The organism is Cypionkella sinensis, from assembly GCF_042646385.1.
GTDB lineage: Bacteria > Pseudomonadota > Alphaproteobacteria > Rhodobacterales > Rhodobacteraceae > Cypionkella > Cypionkella sinensis.
Genome location: NZ_JBHRTO010000001.1, coordinates 711793 through 728861, shown reverse-complemented (window position 1 = coordinate 728861; position 17069 = coordinate 711793). Strand labels below are relative to the sequence as shown.

General features: G+C 60.2%; 16 protein-coding genes. 10 read left to right on the top strand and 6 right to left on the bottom strand.

What is annotated here, in order from left to right; genetic code table 11:
- The first annotated feature begins 93 nt into the window (after positions 1-93).
- Positions 94-1167 (top strand): acyltransferase family protein, encoded by a 1074-nt coding sequence (locus ACFOGH_RS03625; protein ID WP_380071703.1) that lies wholly within the window; start codon positions 94-96, stop codon positions 1165-1167.
- 57 nt (positions 1168-1224) lie between these two features.
- Here the strand turns inward: ACFOGH_RS03625 and mltG are convergent, their stop codons facing one another.
- Together mltG and fabF are read right to left on the bottom strand one after the other, a co-directional pair.
- Entirely contained in the window at positions 1225-2400 is a 1176-nt protein-coding gene (gene mltG / locus ACFOGH_RS03620) for an endolytic transglycosylase MltG (RefSeq protein ID WP_380071702.1), read from the bottom strand.
- Positions 2400-3662 (bottom strand): beta-ketoacyl-ACP synthase II, encoded by a 1263-nt coding sequence (fabF, locus tag ACFOGH_RS03615; RefSeq protein ID WP_380071701.1) that lies wholly within the window; start codon positions 3660-3662, stop codon positions 2400-2402. Before fabF ends, mltG begins: the two co-directional genes overlap by 1 nt.
- A gap of 179 nt (positions 3663-3841) precedes the next feature.
- Here fabF and ACFOGH_RS03610 point away from each other — a divergent pair, with 179 nt between their 5' ends.
- The 3 genes from ACFOGH_RS03610 to ACFOGH_RS03600 are packed head-to-tail and all read left to right on the top strand — an operon-like array spanning position 3842 to position 9017.
- Positions 3842-4483: a TetR/AcrR family transcriptional regulator gene (locus ACFOGH_RS03610; RefSeq protein ID WP_380071700.1), complete on the top strand. Its 642-nt coding sequence runs from the start codon at positions 3842-3844 to the stop codon at positions 4481-4483.
- Between the two features lie 9 nt (positions 4484-4492).
- Positions 4493-5692, top strand: a complete 1200-nt coding sequence (locus ACFOGH_RS03605; protein WP_380071699.1) for an efflux RND transporter periplasmic adaptor subunit — start codon at positions 4493-4495, stop codon at positions 5690-5692.
- A gap of 10 nt (positions 5693-5702) precedes the next feature.
- Positions 5703-9017: an efflux RND transporter permease subunit gene (locus tag ACFOGH_RS03600; protein ID WP_380071698.1), complete on the top strand. Its 3315-nt coding sequence runs from the start codon at positions 5703-5705 to the stop codon at positions 9015-9017.
- Between the two features lie 285 nt (positions 9018-9302).
- On the opposite strand, the gene ACFOGH_RS03595 is transcribed toward ACFOGH_RS03600, so the two are convergent.
- From ACFOGH_RS03595 to fabD, 3 genes are all read right to left on the bottom strand, one after another.
- The gene (locus ACFOGH_RS03595) at positions 9303-9536 is read right to left on the bottom strand and encodes an acyl carrier protein (protein ID WP_054008607.1); all 234 of its coding nucleotides are present in this window, start codon (positions 9534-9536) and stop codon (positions 9303-9305) included.
- A gap of 157 nt (positions 9537-9693) precedes the next feature.
- Positions 9694-10431, bottom strand: coding sequence for a 3-oxoacyl-[acyl-carrier-protein] reductase (gene fabG, locus ACFOGH_RS03590; RefSeq protein WP_380071697.1), 738 nt, complete (start codon positions 10429-10431; stop codon positions 9694-9696).
- Between the two features lie 103 nt (positions 10432-10534).
- Positions 10535-11464, bottom strand: coding sequence for an ACP S-malonyltransferase (fabD, locus tag ACFOGH_RS03585; RefSeq protein ID WP_380071696.1), 930 nt, complete (start codon positions 11462-11464; stop codon positions 10535-10537).
- A 102-nt stretch (positions 11465-11566) separates the two neighbouring features.
- On the opposite strand from fabD, the gene ACFOGH_RS03580 reads away from it, so the two are divergent.
- The 6 genes from ACFOGH_RS03580 to ACFOGH_RS03555 all read left to right on the top strand — a co-directional run bounded on the left by ACFOGH_RS03580 (position 11567) and on the right by ACFOGH_RS03555 (position 16308).
- Complete coding sequence (locus tag ACFOGH_RS03580; protein ID WP_380071695.1) at positions 11567-11986, top strand: PACE efflux transporter; 420 nt, start codon at positions 11567-11569, stop codon at positions 11984-11986.
- A 356-nt stretch (positions 11987-12342) separates the two neighbouring features.
- Positions 12343-12786, top strand: coding sequence for a 30S ribosomal protein S6 (gene rpsF, locus ACFOGH_RS03575; RefSeq protein WP_284325533.1), 444 nt, complete (start codon positions 12343-12345; stop codon positions 12784-12786).
- 29 nt (positions 12787-12815) lie between these two features.
- Entirely contained in the window at positions 12816-13043 is a 228-nt protein-coding gene (rpsR, locus tag ACFOGH_RS03570; RefSeq protein WP_054008603.1) for a 30S ribosomal protein S18, read from the top strand.
- Between the two features lie 12 nt (positions 13044-13055).
- Positions 13056-13640 (top strand): 50S ribosomal protein L9, encoded by a 585-nt coding sequence (rplI, locus tag ACFOGH_RS03565; RefSeq protein ID WP_380071692.1) that lies wholly within the window; start codon positions 13056-13058, stop codon positions 13638-13640.
- Positions 13641-13855: 215 nt separating this feature from the next.
- Positions 13856-15238 (top strand): calcium-binding protein, encoded by a 1383-nt coding sequence (locus tag ACFOGH_RS03560; RefSeq protein WP_380071691.1) that lies wholly within the window; start codon positions 13856-13858, stop codon positions 15236-15238.
- A 128-nt stretch (positions 15239-15366) separates the two neighbouring features.
- On the top strand, positions 15367-16308 hold the full coding sequence (locus ACFOGH_RS03555) for a DMT family transporter (protein WP_380071690.1): 942 nt from the start codon (positions 15367-15369) through the stop codon (positions 16306-16308).
- Here ACFOGH_RS03555 and ACFOGH_RS03550 read toward each other — a convergent pair.
- Positions 16279-17025 (bottom strand): hypothetical protein, encoded by a 747-nt coding sequence (locus tag ACFOGH_RS03550; protein ID WP_380071689.1) that lies wholly within the window; start codon positions 17023-17025, stop codon positions 16279-16281. The genes ACFOGH_RS03555 and ACFOGH_RS03550 overlap by 30 nt on opposite strands.
- Positions 17026-17069: the final 44 nt, after the last annotated feature.

Genomic DNA, 17069 nt, shown 5'->3' with positions numbered 1-17069 from the left:
GATTGTGATCCATTCTTGCGGCAAAATTGATGTATATGCTGAGTAATTTTGGGGCGGACGATTAGAAATGTCAACCAGACCTGGGACATTCTGTTGATTGCCTCTGAATCACAGGGCAGATATAGATCGCTCCAGATTCTGCGGGCTGTGGCGGCATGGATGGTATTTTATCACCACTTCATGCAAATGTATTATAATTTCGAATTCGAGACTGTCACAGGATATTTCTTTGCGACCTTTGGTGGTTTCGGCGTTGATTTATTTTTTGTGCTTAGTGGTTTTGTTATGTACTTCTCGGCAAAAAACCCGCATCAAACAGCGAGGGACTTTATTGCCGATCGTATCCTTCGCATCACCCCGGCCTATTGGCTTTACACCATTGCAACAATCATTTGCATTTATCTATTTCCAATAGAATTTCAATTCACTGGCGCCAATATCGCCTCAGTTCTGTATTCAATGTTCTTCATACCGCATAGCAATCCTTCCGGTATCGGCGTGTTCCCAACCCTGACCGTGGGCTGGACATTGAACTATGAGATGTTTTTCTACGCAATCCTGGCACTAAGCCTTCTGATTTCCAAGAAATTTGCACTGACTATATGTGCTGCGATATTGCTGCTGCTGCCTGCTGTCTACCCGAAGGACATTGCATTCTCGGAGATTGCGTCAAGCCATCGTCTGCACGCCTTCTTAATGGGACTAATTATTGCAAGTCTTATTTCGGCGGGGAGAAGATTTGGAGAAATGTCATGTAAATCTCGAATAGCGCTTGTCTTGATAACGGGATCTACGGCAACGGCTATTGCCTTTATTGCACAGGATGGCAGCGCCAAGCGCACCGCCCTTGCCGGTCTTCTTGTCTGTCTGACTTTACTGACTGAGCCGATTGCGAGGCTCCGCTTTTTTGTCATTGAGTTTCTTATAAAACTGGGCGATGCGTCTTATTCAACCTATCTTGTTCACACTTTGGTAATAGGAATCATCCTGCATTTTTCAGGCGCACCATCGGATCAATTCAGCATATGGCTGACAATCGCAGCCATTTCATTATGCATTTATTTGGTATCAAATGCCAGCTACACTTGGATTGAGCGAAACAAGTATCTTTCAAGGCGCAAACGGCCATACAATTCTCGGCGACATCTGACAGAAAAAGTGCTTTAAGCGGTTAACACCCTATCATAGAGAAAATACAGTGTTTCGCCTGTTAGCAACTGCCGCCTACTCCTGCACCCCAACCGCCGCTTCTTCGCCCTTGGCGGCTTCAATCGCCCGCCATTTGGTGACGTTCTCATTATGCTGCGCCAAAGTCTCGGCGAAGGCGTGGCCGCCGGAGCCATCCGCTACGAAGTAAAGGAACGGCGTGGTATCCGGGTTTAGGGCGGCTTCGATGCTCAGGCGGCCGGGGTTGGCGATGGGGGTCGGCGGCAGGCCGTTGATGACATAGGTGTTCCACGGCGTTTCGCGTTTCAGTTCGGACTGGCGCAGGCCACGGCCCAGCACGCCCTCGCCTTTGGTCACGCCATAGATCACGGTCGGGTCGGTTTGCAGTTTCATGCCCTTGGCTAGACGGTTGATGAACACGCTTGCCACTTGCTTGCGTTCGGTCGGGATCCCGGTCTCCTTCTCGACAATCGAGGCCATCACCAGCGCTTCTTCCGGGGTCTTGTAGGGCAGGCCCTCGGCGCGGGTGGCCCAGAGTTCGGCGAGGGTTTTGGCTTGGCGGGCTTCCATGTCGGCGACCAGCGTGGCGCGGTCAAAGCCCTTGTCGACCTCGTAACTGTCGGGCGAGAGCGTGCCTTCGGCGGGCAGTTTGTCGATCTTGCCTTCGAGGAAATCGGCGCGTTTCAGGGCATCGACGACCTGCCACGAGGTGACACCCTCGGCCAAAGTGATGCGCCAGCGGATGTCGGGGGCTTGGGCGGCGTCAAGGTAGGCGGTGGGGGCAGCATCCTTGGCGGGGTCGAATTTGGCGACCTCGACATAGCGGTTGGTGGCGGGGTCAAGCTCGCGCAGCACGACCTCGGCGCTGGCGACCGAGATGCGGAAGTTCACCTCACGCCCACAGGTGGACTGACCGCCCGCGGTTAGGGCTGTCAGAACTTCACCCATCGAGGAAGCGGGCTGGATCAGGTAGCTGCCGAATTTCAGATCTTTGGCGGCTTGGGAGTAGTCCGCGCCGATGCGGAAGACGCGGGCGTCAGAGATTGCGCCCTCGGCCTCCAGCCCGCGGCTGATTTGCGCGAGGCTGGCGCCTTTATCGACCTTGAAGCAGATGGCTTGCGCCAAGGGCCCCGGCCCGGTGAAGGCTTGTCGCCCCCAAGCGATCAGGCCAAAGGCCAGGATCAGCGCGACGATGAACAGCGTCAGCGCGTTGGAGGCGATGGAGCGCCACATCAGTTGGCGACCTTGCCCAGCACGAGGCTGGCATTGGTGCCGCCAAAGCCGAACGAGTTCGACAAAGCGATGTTGATCGGGCGCTTCACCGCCTTGTTTGGCGCAAGGTCGAGTTTCGGTTCGACCGCCGGGGTGTCGAGGTTGATGGTGGGCGGGGCGATCTGGTCGCGGATGGCGAGGACGCAGAAGATTGCCTCGACGGCACCAGCGGCACCGAGCAGGTGGCCGATGGAGGATTTGGTCGACGACATCGTGGCTTTGGCTGCCGCATCGCCCATCATGCGTTCGACAGCACCGAGTTCGATGGTGTCGGCCATGGTCGAGGTGCCGTGGGCGTTGATGTAGTCGATGGCGACAGGGTCGATATTGGCGCGTTTCAGCGCCATTTTCATGCTGCGGAAGCCGCCGTCGCCATCCTCGGCTGGGGCGGTGATGTGGTGGGCGTCGCCGGTCAGGCCATAGCCTAGGACTTCGGCGTAGATTTTCGCGCCGCGTGCCTTGGCGTGTTCGTATTCCTCCAGCACCACCACGCCTGCGCCCTCGCCCATCACGAAGCCATCGCGGTCGGCGTCATAGGGGCGGCTGGCTTTGGTCGGATCGTCGCCGCGTTTGGTCGACAGCGCCTTGCAAGCGTTGAAGCCTGCGATGCCGATTTCCGAAATCGGCGCTTCGGCACCGCCTGCCAGCATCACATCGGCGTCGCCCCACTGGATCAGTCGCGCCGCATCGCCAATGGCATGCGCGCCGGTCGAGCAAGCGGTCACAACGGCGTGGTTCGGGCCTTTGAAGCCGAAACGGATCGAGACCTGGCCCGAGATCAGGTTGATCAGCGAACCGGGGATGAAGAACGGAGAGACGCGCTTGGGGCCTTTTTCCTTGATCAGCACGGCGGTTTCGGCGATCGAGGTCAACCCGCCGATGCCAGAACCGATCATCACGCCGGTGCGCTCACGGTCTTCTTCGGTCGCAGGCTCCCAGCCGCTGTCGCGCACCGCTTGCACGGCTGCTGCCATGCCATACAGGATGAAATCATCGACCTTGCGGCGGTCTTTCGGCTCCATCCAATCGTCGGGATTGAAGGTGCCGTCGCTGCCATCGCCGAAGGGAATTTCGCAGGCGTATTGCGTTACCACATTAGAGGCATCAAAGCGGGTGATCGGCCCCGCCCCGGATTGCCCGGCCAAAAGGCGGCTCCAGGTTTCTTCGACGCCACAAGCCAGCGGCGTGACCATTCCCAGACCCGTAATGACAACCCGACGCATCTATATCCCCCGCAGTGGTTTTCCGCGTGATACACGCCCCCGCTGTGCTGCGCAACTGAGCGGCCCGCAAACAGCAATGCGCCGCCGTTTATCGCCGAGGCAGTTACCGGCGGAATTTTGCTTGACCGTGCAAGTGCAGCAATGGTAATGAATGAACGTTCATTCTGTGAGGATGCATCGTGCCTTCTGCCGATACCGTCAGCCTACCCCACCCCGCACCTGACAGCCCTGCCGATGCGCGGGTGTCCGAAATTCTGGTGGCCGCGCGGCAAGCCTTTGCCGAAAAGGGTTTTGACGGCGCATCCATGCAAGACCTTGCGCGCGCCGCGGGCATGAGCGTGGGCAATTTCTATCGCTATTTTGCGTCGAAGGCTGCCATCGTGCAGGCGCTAATTGCGCTGGATATTGAGGACATGGCCCGCGACTTCCTGCCGATCTTCGCCTCGGATGACCCGATTGCAACGATGCGGCAACAAGTACGGATCAAGCTGGTTGAGCATCAATGCAACAAAGATGGCGCGTTGTGGGCCGAAATCACCGCAACCGCCCTTCGCAAACCCGAAATCGGTGTTGCCTGCGGCCTGATGGAAACCACGATTGTTGACTACTTGTTGCAGGCTTTTGCCAAAGCCTGTGGTGTTAGCCTCGAGCAATCCCGCACGCAGTTTGCCGCTCATGCGGCACTGATCGTGATGCTGGTGAAATCCTCGGCGATGATGCCGCAGAAAGACGAGACGGTGCGCAATGATCTGAACGCGATGATTTTGCGTATTATTGACCAAACCTTAGACGAAGTTGGCGCCAGCAGCGTGAAAGGCTGATTTATGAATATGTCCCGTTTTGTGTTCGCTGTTGTGGCTCTGCAATTCTCCGCTGCCACACCCAGCCTTGCCCAGACCGCCGAAGCCGCAACATCTGAGGGTGCAGCGGCAGAAGCCAGTGTGCAGGTGCTGCCGGCCATCACCGTGTCGAAGGTCGAGACCCGGCATCTGCGCGATGTGGTGCTGGCCTCGGGGCTGGTGGCACCGCAGGAAACCATTCAGGTGGCACCACTGATCGAGGGGCAACCAATCGAGGCCTTGCTGGCGGATGTCGGCGACAGGGTCGTGGCGGGGCAAGTGCTGGCGCGACTGTCCAGTTCGACCCTTGATCTGCAAAAGGCGCAGTTGGGGGCATCGCTGGCGGCGGCCAAGGCGCAGATTGCACAGGCGCAGGCGCAGGTGATTGCGGCGACATCGTCTGCTGCCGAAGCGCAGCGCACTGCCGACCGCACAACAAAGCTGAAGGCGCAAGGCTCGGCCAGTCAGGCAGCGGCGGATTCGGCGCTGGCCGGGGCGGTATCGGCACAGGCGCAGGTCTCGGTGGCGACGCAATCGCTGGAGGCTGCCAAGGCACAGCAAACGCTGGTCGAGGCGCAACTGGCCAATGTCGATCTGCAACTGTCGCGGACCGAAGTCACCGCGCCCTTTGCGGGCGAGATCACTGCGCGCAATGCGCAACTGGGGGCGATTGCCTCGGCAGCAGGTCAGCCGATGTTCACGCTGATCCGTGATGGCGCGCTGGAGTTGCGTGCCGATGTGGCTGAGGCCGATTTGACACGGCTTGAGGTTGGCCAAACTGCTACCTTGCGGCTGGTGGGGCTGGACAAGCCTTTGGGCGGCAAGATCGCGCTGGTGGAGCCGAGCATTGATGCCGTGACCCGCCTGGGCCGTGTGCGTATCGCGATTGACGATGCCAGTGCGGTGCGCCCCGGTATGTATGTGGAAGCCAGCGTTCTGGTGCATGAGGGTGATGCGGCGGCTGTGCCGATCACGGCGGTGAAATCTTCGGGCGGCAAGACCTCGGTGATGGTGGTCGAGGGGGCATTGGTCTCGCAACGCGATATCACTGCAGGTGTGCGCGATGGCGGCTGGGTCGAGGTGCTGGACGGGCTGAAGGTGGGCGACGAGGTTGTCACCAAGGCGGGCGCTTTCGTGCGCGACGGCGATCATATCAATCCGGTCGTGGCCGCTGCCACTGACAGCAATTAAGGGCGCGGCCATGAACATTTCTGCCTGGGCGATCCGTAATCCGCTGGCCCCGATCCTAGCCTTTTTCATCCTGATGGTGCTGGGCTGGCAGTCGTTCAACGCGCTGCCGATCACCCGTTTTCCCAATATCGACGTGCCGGTGATCGCGGTCACTGTGACGCAAGCAGGCACGGCGCCTGCCGAGATGGAAACCCAAGTCACCAAGATCGTCGAAGATGCGGTGGCGGGGATTACCGGCGTGAAAAACATCACCTCGACGGTGGTGGATGGCCAATCCTCGACCGCGGTGGAGTTCCGCATCGAAGTGCCGACCGACAAGGCCTTGCAGGATGTGAAAGACGCGGTGGACCGGGTGCGCAGCAAGTTGCCTGCGGCTGTGGATACGCCGAAAGTCACCAAGATCGACGTTGAGGGCAACGCGATCATGACATTCGCGGTGTCTGCGCCGGATATGACGATTGAGGAAGTTTCGTGGTTTGTCGATGACGTGGTGGTGCGGGGCTTGCAGGGTCGCCCCGGTGTTGGCCGGATTGACCGCTTTGGCGGCGCAGATCGCGAGATTCTGGTGGCGCTGGACCCGGTGAAGCTGAACAGCTTTGGCATCTCGGCTGCCGCTGTGAACGGGCAGTTGCGCGCGACCAACACCAACCTTGGCTCGGGCCGGTCGGAAATCGGCTCGGGTGAGCAGGCGATCCGCACGCTAGGAGATGCGGGCACCGTGCAGGGTCTGGCCAGCACCACGATTGCACTGCCCTCGGGGCGGCATGTACGTTTGTCCGACTTGGGCGATGTGCAGGACAGCTACAAAGAGTTGCGCAGCTTTTCGCGGTTGAATGGTGAGCAGGTTGTGACCTTCTCGGTGTTCCGCGCCAAGGGGGCGTCCGAGGTCTCGGTGGCCGAAACCGTCAACCAGACGCTGGATCAGATCCGCAACGATCACCCGAATGTCGGCATCAAGCTGGTCGATGAGACGGTGTTCTACACCTATGGCAACTACGAATCCGCGCTGCATACACTGATGGAGGGTGCGCTTCTGGCGGTGCTGGTGGTTATGGCGTTCCTGCGCAACTGGCGCGCGACGCTGATTACCGCCGTCGCCCTGCCCCTGTCGGCGGTGCCGACATTCTGGGCGATGGATATGCTGGGGTTCTCGCTGAACCTCGTATCGTTCCTCGCGGTGACGCTGGCGACGGGGATTCTGGTCGACGATGCGATCGTGGAGATCGAGAACATTGCCCGCCACATCCGCATGGGCAAGACCCCCTACCGCGCCGCGATTGAAGCGGCGGATGAGATTGGTCTGGCCGTGATGGCCACCACCGCCACCATCATCGCAGTGTTCATGCCGGTGTCGTTCATGGGCGGGATTCCGGGGCAGTATTTCCGCCAGTTCGGTCTGACGGTGGCGATTGCGGTGGCGTTCTCGCTGTTGGTCGCGCGCCTGATCACGCCGATGATGGCGGCGTATCTGATGAGCGCCAAGGACGCCAATGTCGGACACCATGAAGGCGGGCAAGACGGCTGGTTCATGCGCAACTATCTGCGGCTGGTCAAAATCACTACACAAGGTGGTCTGCCGCTGCCGTTCTTGCCGAAGGCCAAATCTGGCAAATTCCGCCGTTTTCCGGCTTACTACTTCACGCTGCTGACGGCGATTGGCGTGCTGATCGTTTCGATCTTCTACATGCTGAAAGTGCCAGGCTCATTCCTGCCGCCCGAGGACGTCAGCCGGATCTCGATCTCGGTCGAACTGCCACCCGGATCGACGTTGGCGGAAACCGACCGCACAACGGCAGAAATCCGCGATCACATCAAGGACGTGCCATGGGTCGAAAATGTGTTTGTGATTGGCGGCGCCTCGCCAAAAGGCGATCTCGACGTGCGCCGCGCATCGGTGACGGTAACTTTGGTCAAGCTGGATCAAAGCCTGCTGTTGAAACTGTCGCAGCTTGGCCGCAAAATCCCGCTGCTGGGCGCGCTGGTGCCCGAGGTGGAAAACCACGGCCGCACGGTGCAGCAGAACGTGATCGAAGCTGAAATCTTCAACAGCATTGCCACGGTGCCCGATATCCGTGCCTTCAAGCTGAACGACCGGGGTGAGCGTGACATCGCCTATTCGATCCTCGCAAGTTCCGAGGCCGACCTGAACACCGCAACGGCGGCGCTGGAATCGGCGCTGCGGGTGGAACCGCTGCTGGCTGATGTCAGCTCGGAAGGCGCATTGCCGCGCCCTGAAGTGCAGATCACCCCGCGCGCCGAAGAAGCCGCACGGCTGGGGATTACCACGCAAGACATCGCAACCACGGTGCGGGTGGCAACGATTGGCGATCTGGATGTGTCCTTGGCCAATCTGTCCATCGACAACCGGCTGATCCCGATCCGGGTGCAACTGGCCAATGCCTCACGCGAGGATATGAACCGCATCGCGGCAACCAAGCTTACCACGAATACCGGGGCGACGGTGCCGCTGTCTGCCGTGGCCGATATCGTGATCGGTGAAGGGCCTTCGGTGGTGAAGCGGCTGAACCGCCAGCGGCAGGCCACGATTGGCGCATCCTTGCCGGTGGGTGTGGCACTTGGCACCGCCAGTACGCGGTTGGCCGAGATCGTCAAGGCGACCAAGCTGCCCGCAGGCGTGGTGGTCAAGGAATCCGCCGATGCCGAGGTGCAGACCGAATTGTTCGCAAGCTTTGGCAAGGCCATGCTGATGGGGCTGATGCTGGTGCTGACCGTGCTGATCCTGCTGTTCAAATCGGCAATCCAGCCGTTTACCATCCTGCTGTCGCTGCCGCTGGCGATTGGCGGTGTGGCGGCGGCGCTGATCCTGACCAATTCGGCGCTGTCGATGCCGGTGCTGATAGGGATTCTGATGCTGATGGGGATTGTGACCAAGAATGCCATCCTGCTGGTGGATTTCGTGATCGAGATGCGCCGGCATGGCATGGGCCGGTTGGAGGCGATCATCGAGGCCGGCCACAAGCGCGCGCAGCCGATCGTGATGACCTCGATTGCGATGTCGGCAGGGATGCTGCCCTCGGCTTTGGGGGTGGGCGAAGGCGGTGCGTTCCGCGCGCCGATGGCGACGGCGGTGATCGGCGGGATTATCGTCTCGACCGTGCTGAGCCTTGTGGTGGTGCCGTCGTTCTATCTGATCATGGACGACCTCTCGCGCCTTATCGCCCGGTTGTTCCGCGGCGTGATTGGCCCGAAAGAGGCGGAATTCGAACCCGCCTCGCCCGAAGTTCTGGAAGCCCGGATTGCGGCGCTTGAAGCAGAGCAAGCCCAAAAACCGGCGCCGCGCCTGTCCGGTTTGGCGGCAGAGTGACCCAGAACCAGCGGCGGGCTGGCAGGGCATCGAGCCCCGCCCGCCCGCTGCTGCCGCAGCACAGTCCGGCGAGCGCGGGCACGGTTTGAAAGCGTGCGATAATGCTTGGTATTTCAACTGTCTTTTAAATATCCCCGCCGGAGGCTCCTGACGCCTATGCCGGATGCCTCCGGCGGGGATACTTAAGAACAGGTGAAAACAACAAGACCGGATATCCGCAAAACAAAAAAGCACCCCGTGGGGTGCTTTATTGCGCCGTGATCGGAAGGATCAGGCTAAAAGTTATCAGGCTGCGGAAGAGATGAATTTCACCGCATCGCCGAAGGTCTGGATGGTTTCGGCGGCGTCATCCGGGATCTCGATGCCGAATTCTTCTTCGAACGCCATAACCAGCTCGACAGTGTCGAGGCTGTCTGCGCCCAGATCATCAATGAACGAGGCGGTCTCGGTCACTTTTTCGGCTTCGACGCCCAGATGCTCGACGACGATCTTTTTCACACGATCAGCGATGTCGCTCATGTTCTTTCCTTATAGCGTTTAGGGGTCGCCCCCGGTCTTTGTCCCTGCCCGTTTCGGGGCGCTCGGCACCAAGGGCATTGGCCGCTGGCGTATTCTTGCGCGCCTATAGCAAGGGCACGCGCATTAGGCAAACGGTTTCAAACCGCTTCTGGTTGCCTTATGACATATCGCCGCCGCCGTTGATATGCAGTGTTGTGCCGGTGATATACGCAGCTTCTTGTGATGCCAAATACAGCACACCTGCGGCGACTTCTTGCGGCTGGCCCATGCGGCCTGCGGGTACGCCGACCAGAATCTTGGCGCGTTGCTCGTCGTTCAGCTTTTCGGTCATCGCGGTTTCGATCAGGCCGGGGGCGACACAGTTCACCGTAATGTTGCGGCTGGCGACCTCTTGCGCCAAGGATTTCGACATCGCCAGCACCCCGGCTTTGGCGGCGGCATAGTTGCCCTGCCCCGGATTGCCGGAATGACCGACCACCGAGGTGATGTTGATGATGCGGCCCCAGCGCGCCTTCATCATGCCACGCAGAGCGCCGCGCGCGAGGCGGAAGGTGGCGGTCAGGTTAACATCGATCACCGCTTGCCATTCATCATCCGACATTCGCATGAACAGATTGTCGCGGGTGATGCCTGCGTTGTTCACCAGAATATCAACGCTGCCCATCGCGGCGTTCGCCTGTTTGATCAGATCATCCACCGCCGCAAGGTCAGACAGGTTGCAGGGCAGCACATGCGCACGGTCGCCCAGTTCGGCGGCGAGCGCCTGAAGCGGCTCGATCCGCGTGCCGGAAAGGCCGACCGTTGCCCCTGCCGCATAAAGCGTGCGGGCGATCTCGCCGCCGATGCCGCCCGATGCACCTGTCACCAGAGCGGTTTTTCCTGTCAGATCAAACATGTTCTGTCCTTTTGCAAGCGACACCCAAAGGCCGCTGTTGACCGGATCGCGGCGGGTTGGCACCCGAATGGCACTGGGCCGCGATGTTGCTGAAACCGGGCGCTTAGCCCTTGGCCGCCATCACGTCATCGGGCGTGCCGACCGCGCGGGTAGTGGCACCCGAGGCGATGCGCTTGATCATGCCGGAGAGGGCCTTGCCCGCGCCGATCTCCCAGAATTCACTTACCCCTGCGCCCTCCATCCACAGCACGGATTCGCGCCAGCGCACCGAGCCTGTGACTTGTGCCACCAGAAGCGCGCGGATGCGGTCGGGTTCGGTCACGGCTTCGGCGCGGACGTTGACCACTACGGGTAGTTTCGGCGTATGGATCACCACGCCTGCCAAAGCCTCGGACATCACGGCGGCGGCGGGCTGCATCAGGCTGCAATGGAACGGCGCGCTGACCGGCAGCAGCAGCGCGCGTTTGGCGCCTTTGGCCTTGGCGATGTCGAGCGCGCGTTCCACGGCGGCCTTGTGGCCCGAGACCACCACTTGCGCGGGATCATTATCGTTGGCGGCCTGGCAGACTTCACCCTGAGCGGCCTCTGCGGCAACTTCGGTGGCGGTTGCGAAATCGAGGCCGAGCAGGGCCGCCATGGCACCTACGCCCACCGGCACAGCCTCTTGCATGGCCTGGCCTCTGATCCGCAAAAGCCGCGCGGTGTCGGACAGATCAAGTGCGCCCACGGCACAGAGGGCCGAGTATTCGCCCAGGCTGTGACCCGCCACGAAAGCCGCCGTTTCAATGCCGATGCCTTCGCTTTCCAGCGCGCGCAGGGCGGCAATCGAGGTGGCCATCAGCGCGGGCTGGGCATTTTTCGTCAGGGTCAGATCTTCAATGCTGCCTTCCCAGATCAGGCTGGACAGCTTTTCGCCCAAGGCGGCATCCACCTCATCGAACACGGCTTTTGCCGCCGGATAGGCCTCGGCCAAGGCGCGGCCCATGCCGATGGTCTGGGCGCCCTGCCCCGGAAATACAAATGCGCGGCTCATCTGGCCCTCCCTTTTCTTTCCTATGGCTTACCTTGCGAAATCCGTTCGTGCAACGCCCCGCCCGATCTTGACTTGGGCTGCGGCGGAATCCACACCTGCGCCATGACACCAACCACTCGCAAAATCCTTTATGCGGTCAGCTTTGAGACCCTTGGCATCGCGGTGGCGACGCTGGGGTTGCTTGCGATGTCGGATGCGGATGCGGGGCAATCGCTGATCCTGTCGGCGATCACCGCGACGATCGCGATGACCTGGAGCATGGCGTTCAACTGGCTGTTCGAGGCATGGGAGACGCGGCAGTCGGTGAAGGGGCGGTCCTTGGCGCGGCGCGCGGCGCATGCGCTGCTGTTCGAGGGCGGCCTGGTGTTGTTGGTATTGCCGATCATGGCGTGGTGGTTGGGCGTCGATCTGTGGACGGCGCTGCAATATGAGGCCGGGCTGATCGTGCTGTTCATCATCTACACATACATTTTCACATGGAGCTTTGACCGGATTTTCGGTTTGCCCGCCTCGGCACGGTAGCGCAAGGTCGGCCATTCTTGCCCGATTTGTCCCGCGACAAATCGGGCCGCGCCTGCCTGCCCCCGGCAGGCGCGTTTCGCGCCCGCCAGTCAGGCGCGCCCCGATTTCCCAAGCGTCGGGTTGCTGCACCGCGCCCCTTGCGCAACGGCGTTCCGCCTTACGCGCAACAAGCCGACAAACTCTGCCCCGCAGAGTTTGTTTTCGGCTTGAAGCCCACGCTTGCATCCCCAGCACTTTCCTCTATAAGCCCCCAATCTTTCCGCATTTCCACGTAACGGCGCAGCCTCTCGTGGACGGGCCGCGGAAAGTGTTTGCCCGTCCTATGAAATGCGCCACATAGACAGATCGGAGCACACATGCCGCTTTACGAGCATGTTATGATCGCGCGTCAGGATCTTTCCAACGCGCAGGCTGAAAGCCTCATTGAGCACTTCTCCACGGTTCTGGCCGACAACGGCGGTAAAGTTGTCGAGCACGAATACTGGGGCGTCAAGACGATGGCCTACAAGATCAACAAAAACCGCAAGGGCCACTACGCCTTGCTGAAAACCGATGCACCCGCTTCGGCAGTTCTGGAAATGGAACGCCTGATGCGCCTGCACGATGACGTCATGCGCGTGTTGACCATCAAGGTTGACGTTCATGCAGACGGCCCGTCGGTTCAGATGCAAAAGCGTGACGAGCGTGAGCGCGGTGATCGCCCCGAGGGTGGTTTCGGCGGCGAGCGTCGTGAGCGTCCGTCCTTCGGCGACCGTCCCGACCGTGGCGAGCGTCCGTCGTTCGGCGGCCCGCGTCGTTGATCCTCAGCCTTTGGAAAGGAGCCTAAACCATGGCGAACAAACCGTTTTTCCGCCGCCGCAAGGTCTGCCCGTTCTCGGGCGACAATGCTCCGGCAATCGACTACAAAGACACGCGCCTGCTGCAACGCTATGTATCCGAGCGTGGCAAGATCGTGCCGTCCCGTATCACCGCAGTCTCGGCCAAGAAGCAACGTGAACTGGCGCAAGCCATCAAGCGCGCCCGCTTCCTCGCCCTGCTGCCCTATGCTGTGAAATAAGGAGCACCAGATATGCAAGTGATCCTGCTTCAACGCGTGGCCAAACTTGGCCAGATGGGCGAAGTCGTCAACGTCAAGGACGGCTACGCCCGCAACTTCCTGCTGCCGCAAGGCAAGGCGCTGCGCGCCAATGCCGGCAACATCGCTTCGTTCGAAGTGAAGAAAGCCCAGCTGGAAGCCACCAACCTGGAAACCCGCAAAGAAGCCGAAGCTGTCGGCGAAAAGCTGGACGGTCAGGTTTTCATCATCATCCGTTCGGCTTCCGATTCGGGTGCTTTGTATGGTTCGGTCACCACCCGCGACGCAGCCGATGCGGCAACTGCCGAAGGCTTCACCGTAAACCGTGGTCAGGTCGTTCTCGACCGTCCGATCAAGGAGCTGGGCGTGCACACCGTTTCGGTGATTCTGCACCCGGAAGTCACCGTGAAATTCAGCCTGAACGTCGCACGTTCGGTTGAAGAAGCGGCGCTGCAAGCTTCCGGCAAGTCGATCCAGGAACTCGCCGCCGAGGCAGAAGCCGAAGCCGATTTCGAGATCGCCAACCTGTTCTCGGAAATGGGCGCTGCTCAAGAAGGCGAAGACCTGACCCGCGACTAAGCCAATTTGGCTGGTTCGGGACATATTCCGATAAAACAATAAAACCGCGCACGGGCAACCGCGCGCGGTTTTTTCTTGACCCATTTTGATATTCCGCCACATTTTAAGGCAGTAATCGTCGGCAGAGCCACCGGGATCGGGCGCATATCGGCCCAACAAGTCTCGCAGCAAAGATAAAATCCTGCCCATTCACCGCATTTTCAGGAGTTTTCAGCATGGCAACCACAGGCGACGACGACATCTACGGCGGCACCGGCAATGACACCATTAATGCGCTGGCCGGTAATGATCTGATCTACAGCTTTCAGAACGACGACCTTGTCTATGGCGGGCTGGGCGACGATGCGATTGAGACCGGCGCAGGCGATGACACCGCTTATGGCGGCGCGGGCAATGATGCGCTGGTCAATGACGGCGGCAATGATGTGCTTTACGGTGGCGGTGGCGATGATCTGATCGTTTTGGGCGATCTGGTATACGGCAGTGCCGGCACAGCCCACGGCGGCGCGGGCGATGATGTGGTGCTGGTTACGCAAACGCAGAATGCGGCGGTGTTTGGTGGCAGCGGAATCGACACGCTGCTTCTTTCTTGGCCTTCGGTATTTACCAATGATGCGGTTTCGATTGATTTCCGCACTGGCTTTGCCTCGGCGACCGATGGGTCGTATTTGAACTTTGTCGGGATGGAGGAGTTGTTCCTGCTGGCGGGCGATGGCAACGACACAGTGATCGGCAGCAGGTACGACGATTTTCTATCGGTCGCGGGCGGAGCGAACCGGGTCAACGCGCTTGGGGGCGACGATACAGTTGCCTATATCATCACCGGCGTTGCCAATACGCTGAACGGCGGTATCGGCGATGATGTGCTGTTAGCGCAGAGCGATAGCTCTCCGCTGTATTTCATCGTTGATGGCTCGAATGGCCGGGTTGATGACGGCAGCTTGTCCGTGATCACCGGCTTCGAGCGCTATGATGCCCGCGGCGGATCGCTGAACGATATTGCCAGTCTCGGTGCCGGGAATGACAGCTTTTACGGTGGTGACGGTGACGATACGGCGTTTGGTGCATCAGGCGATGACCTGCTGTACGGCGGCTGGCAGGCGGATGAGATCTTTGGCGGCGACGGCAATGATCGGCTGTTCGGTCAAAGACATGACGATCAAGTCTTCGGCGATGCGGGCAACGATCACTTATACGGCGGGCGGGAAAGTGACGAACTGTATGGTGGCGATGGCCGAGACACTCTACGCGGCGACCAAGGCTCTGACATATTGACCGGTGGCGCGGGTTCGGATGTGTTTCTGTTTAGTGTGGCGGAGGATGGGCTAGATACCATCACCGATTTCACAAGCGGCGAGGATCGCATCCGCTATTCCAGCGCATCATTGGGCGTGCTGTCGCCCGGTCCTGGCAGGCTTGACCCAACCGAGTTCCAGATTGGTGGCAGCCTGTCCAATCCGGGCAGATTTGTGCTGAATTATGACTCAACAACAGACATGAGTCAGTTGCTGTGGACGGACAACGGCTTTGGTGCATTCCTGCTGATGCAGTTTGAGGGCAATGTCAGCATGGTTGCGTCGGATATCATCCTGTATTGACACAACACTTTCGCTGGCATGCGGGGCTGCCAACGGATCACAGGTTGCGATTGTCAAGCTAGCGCTTTTGATCAAACCATGTCGTAAACCGACCAGCCCCGCGCGGGCGGGGGGCTTAGCTTGCCCAAATGCGCAGCACAGCCACCAGTTTGGGTATCCTCTATCTGATCGCCGGGATCAGTGTGTTTTCGGTGCAGGATCTTATCCTGAAGCTGATCTCGGGCGGCTATCCGCTGTATCAGGCGATGATCATTCGCGGCCTGACCTCGATTCCGTTCCTGCTGGCCTTCGCGCATTTTGACGGCGGTTTGCGCACTTTGTTCAGCGCGGGCGTGGGCAAGATGCTGCTTCGCGGGCTGGTGATGTTCGTGGCCTATTTCAGCTTTTACATCGCACTTGCCGGTCTGCCGCTGCCGACCACGGTGGCGCTTTACTACTCGGGCCCGCTGTTCATCACCGTGCTATCGGTGCTGTTTCTGGCCGAGAAGGTCAGCGCCGTGTCGTGGATCGCGGTACTGACCGGGTTTCTGGGCGTGATCATCATGGTGCGGCCGGGATCTGATCTGTTCGACTGGGCGGCGCTGCTGCCGATCCTGTCGGGGCTGACCTATGCGATGTCGATGATCGCCGCGCGCAAGATGGGCGGGACAGAGACCGCTGCCGCCCTAGCCTTCTGGTCAACGGTGATTTTCCTGAGCGGTGCCGCGCTGATGGCGTTTTACTACCACGACGGCAGCCACACCAATACCAGCCACGCGAGCCTTGCCTTCCTCACCCGTGGCTGGATCACGCCAACGACCCGCGATCTGGGGCTGATGATGGCCTGTGGCGTTGTCGCCTCGATGGGGCTGTGGCTGCTGACGCAAGCCTACCGCATTGCGGCGGCCTCGGTGGTGGCGCCGTTCGAATATCTGGGGCTGATCTGGTCGGTGCTGTGGGGCTGGCTGTTCTGGCGTGACTGGCCGGATATGCAAGGCTGGATCGGCATAGGCATTATCGCAGGCGCGGGGCTATTCGTGCTGATGAACGAGCGCCGCAAATCACCCCAACGCGCCGAAGCGTTGCCGTAGCGCTGCCGCGTGGCTGGCCAACCGGGGCGAGCCTGCCCATTGGTCCAGCACATCCTCCCAACGCAGGGCCACGAAGCTGACAGTGTCGCCCGCTACCCGTTTGGCAAACTGTGCCACGTCGCGCCGGTGCAGCGCCAGACGTTTCGGGTCCACCGGCTTGCCAGAGGCCCAGGTCGCAGGCTCGGCATAAAGATAGACCAGCACGCCGCCCAAGGCACGCTTTTCGGCACGCGTCAGGATCGCGTAGGCTGATTTGATCAACTGCACCGCGTCCAACGTCTGAAACCCGGCCTCGCCTGCGACCATTTCATCGCGCAGCTTGGTAAAGCCCGGCAGCTTTTCGCCCCAAACCGGGCGGTCGATGATCTCGGCAAAACCATGCGCTTTCAGCGGGCGAAACGGCTCATAGCGCCGCGCCTCAATGCCGATCAGCGTGGTATGGGTTTCAATCGCCACATCCAGCCAAGGATGCCGCCCCTCAGCCCAAGGATATCGCATCTCGGCTTCAAGCGTGACACTGGCCACTTGCCCCGCTGGCACGCCCGGCAAGGGTGGCAGTGCGTCGGCCCGGTTGAGAAACCAGCCAAAGGCATTTGCGGTCAATGCAGCGGAACTTTCCGGGCCATCCATCTTGCCCGAACGCACTTCGTGCCCCGGCGAGCGTTTGAGGCATTCCATGATGCCATCAACGGGCAGATCGGTCAGGAAATCGGGCATAACAGTCTCCGGGTGCGATAGAAAAAGGGCCGCCCCAATGAGGC